Genomic DNA, 3,562 nt, shown 5'->3' on the forward strand with positions numbered 1-3,562 from the left:
AGCCCGCGAAGTGGGCGGCACGCACACCCTCACCCCGGCCCTCTCCCGTTCCGGAAGAAGGTGACCGATCTGTTCAGGGCGGTGTCTTGCGCGTGTTCCGTGGTGGTGTCGGGCGACCGCCGGTCGCCCCTGTCGGAGTTCACACGTGCGCCGCGCACACGCGGAATAGATCGCACAAAGATTCGGACTGTGCTCTCGTTTTATCGTCCAATCGTCTGATCGTCTCATCGTCTGATCGTCTAATCGTCTAACCGTCTGATCGTCTAATCGTCCAATCGTCTGATCGTCCAATCGTCTGATCGTCTCATCATCCAATCATCCAATCATCCGATGTGCTCGCGAAACAGGCGAGGACGCTCTCCTGCCCTCGCGCCGCTATTCCATACGCACGACTCTACGGACGACACTGAGCGGAGCGACGTGAGACGGACCACGCGCGAGCACATGTACGAAGTAGATGCCCGCGGGCAACGGGCTGTTCTGCGCATCGGCGCCGTTCCATGTGTAATACTGCATCCGTGAGGTTTGCGGCGACGAGGAGACGGTGCGTACTGCCCGGCCGAGCACATCGAACAGTGTGATCGTCACCTCCGAACCCTCGGGCGCTCGCACGGCAATCCGTGTGCTGCCGCGGAAGGGATTGGGTGTGACAACCACGGCGAGCGAATCACCGTCGGACGAGAAGTCGATAGGAGCAACATCGTTCGTTCCTCCGTCGTCGCCCGGATCACGCTTAAATCGTAAGGTGTCGTTCGGCTCGAGGGCGAGGAAAGCGGTAAAGTCGCATAGTAGACGATGCTTCTTGGCCAGCGACATGATACGTGTGGTATCGAGCGGTGGCTTCGCTGCCAGCAACTCGCGCACCTGTTCGTTCGCCAGCATCGGTGGAATGGTCCAGTTCATGTCCGCGGAGTCTCGTGTCAGGTACACGGTGCGCTGGTGCACACGCGGCTGCGGATCCCCCCTCAGAAAACCTGTCGCGGTTACACGCACGCTGTCCGCGGAACTCGTCTCACCCTGGAAATATCGCACCTTGCGGAGGTCGGACGGGTTCGCTGCAACTTCCCGCAACAGACGAAGTGCGCCTGTTCCACCTTGCACATCGACGCCGATGAACAGTGAATCCAATCCAATGAATCCGGCGGGCATCACCATGTCGCAGATACGTGACCAGGAATACGCCGAACCGGCGATGTATTGCCCCGAAAAGGCGGCTGCGACACGCTGGAGCAGCAGACCGCTTCCGTAGTAGCGCACGTTTGCATCCGTCACAAACGGCGGTGTATAGCCGGAAGCGCGGAGGAGGTTTACCGTTGTCACGCCCGGGAACGTGCCTGTAAAGCCCGCCCTGTATTGCGAGGCGCGTTCGTTCGCGGATTCGACAGAGTACACCGAATCGCCATTACTCAGAAGCACAAGATCGTTGTATCCCTCCGCCTCGAAGATGCGGCGCGCCTCGTCCATGAGGGGTTCGAGCATGCATACTGTTCCGGCAGTACTGTTGAGCCCGAGCAGCGGCGCGCCCACGAGACCGCGGAGCGCTCCGTCGGCCCTGAAGCTCCACAGAGAACTGAGTACTATCAGACCTTTCCCCACACGCCGGGAAATCACGACAGCCCGTCCCTGGCTGTCCACCACTTCGGGTTTGATGTTGACGCTGTCGGAATACGTTATGTACCCTCGATGCAGATGTTCGACTGTCTCGGGAAACGTATTCCCGAAATTCCCGTTCTGGGCGCGGAAAAGGGTCTCGACCTTATCGTGTGTGAAATGCGAAAACTTAACACTATCGAAAAACACGCCCTCAATTTCCGGATAGTGGCCTTCGTCGATGTATGTCAGGATACGTGCCCCACGTTTCAGTGCGGCATCCATCATGGCAAGGATTGTGTCCTTCTTTTCGAGAGTTTGGCTGAGGTATTGGCGATTGTGATCATACGTTGCGATAACATCGGGGTCCTCGCCGTGATACAGGGCCTCGAAGAGGGAGGATGACCGATGAATCTGCGCCAATGACGTGATTCCCGGGAATTGCCAGCACAACGCTGCGTTTTCGTCGCAATACTCGACACGGGGTACCGTCCTCGCATTGATGTCGGCGCCGTGTGTGCCCTGGCCGAACAACGAGACGAGTGTATCGAGCGCGCCCGTGCGCGCGGGTATCCATCCCTCGTGTACACGCGCGACGCGGCCCGCGCCGCTCACGACAAGTGCCACACTGTCGTGCGGTGACGCCGCGGCTCGCATCAACTCGCGCAGTTCGGGAAGAAGCGTCGTGAAGACGCGGTCCTGCAGGCCGCTCAGATCCAGCGCAAAGAGATGTTTCCGTGCCACAGTATCTGCAGGCGATTGGAAGACGGTCACCGGATCGAGTCCGTATTCGAACCACGACTGGTTGTCATTTCTCTGCGATGCCGAGGTGACACGGGAACCGTCCTCGAGATCCGCATGGAAAGTCATCGTCAATCCACGCAGAGGTGTGAGGTCGGGGATGTTCGTCACAAGAAACTTGAATCCGTGAGAATCAGGAAGCGTGTCATAGACGAGATTCGGCGCCTCCTTGATGGCGGGCGCTCCCCAGGATTGATCGACTGTGCGGATCCTCACTTCGAGTGGTTTCACCGCTGCGTTGTTGTCCATCAGCATGCCCAAAGGCAGCTCGGCGTTGCCCGCGGTTCCCGCCCAACGGGCCGGCACAAGAAAATTCATACGGATGCGCCGTACCTGTCCCGAGATCAGCGGAAAAATGTGCAGTTCGTACGTGTCACCCTTCTTCGCGAGAAACGCCGGATCGTGCAGAGAACTCGTGATGCTGTCGTAGATCGTCCGCGCGCGCCAGACGTCGAGTACAATGGCCTGCATCACGCTGTCGCCGATCCACAGCCACAGATCGTTCACCACCGCATTCGCCGGGAGGCGGAAGCGGTGGACGATCTCCACATTCGGATTGCTGCCGAAGGCGCCGTGGTCGCCGTAACTCAGGTACAAGGCCTGTTCCACATATGCCCCGTGCGGTTGCACCACGAGTGTCGCCTTATCGATGTAGCCCGGCTTCGAACCGTAGTCCGTCGTCTTCGTTGTCAATTGCGCCTGCATCCCGCAGCACGCAACAAGGAACAGCATCGACCACCACAACGCGCGCATGCCTTACCCCCGAATTGTCCCGGGAAAACTACAGCTCCTCACGGCGCTATACAACACCGATGCGTTTGCGGGAGAGCGGGACAGCGGGAGAGCGGGACAGCGGGAGAGCGGGACAGCGGGAGAGCGGGACAGCGGGAGAGCGGGACAGCGGGACAGCGGGACAGCGGGACAGCGGGACAGCGGGACAGCGGGACAGCGGGAGAGCGGGACAGCGGGAGAGCGGGACAGCGGGAGAGGTTTCGCGTGCTATGTGTCCCGTGGCTCGTGTCACATACTATGTACTAGCTACGATTAGACCTGACAGACGGTGGTTTGGTCGGTCTGATTCGAAGTCTCAAAAGATGTTGGTAATGTATCGAGGAGTTTTTCTTTTGCAAGCGGTATGGAATCGAGAAAGGTCTGCATCGGCGTCTTGCCA

General features: G+C 59.2%; 1 protein-coding gene. It reads right to left on the bottom strand.

Annotated features, from left to right (window positions below; all coding sequences use genetic code 11):
- Positions 1 to 375: 375 nt before the first annotated feature.
- Positions 376 to 3,144: a T9SS type A sorting domain-containing protein gene (locus HY962_08335; GenBank protein MBI5646928.1), complete on the bottom strand. Its 2,769-nt coding sequence runs from the start codon at positions 3,142 to 3,144 to the stop codon at positions 376 to 378.
- Positions 3,145 to 3,562 lie beyond the last annotated feature (418 nt).

This window comes from Ignavibacteriota bacterium (assembly GCA_016218045.1).
GTDB lineage: Bacteria > Bacteroidota > Ignavibacteria > SZUA-365 > SZUA-365 > JACRFB01.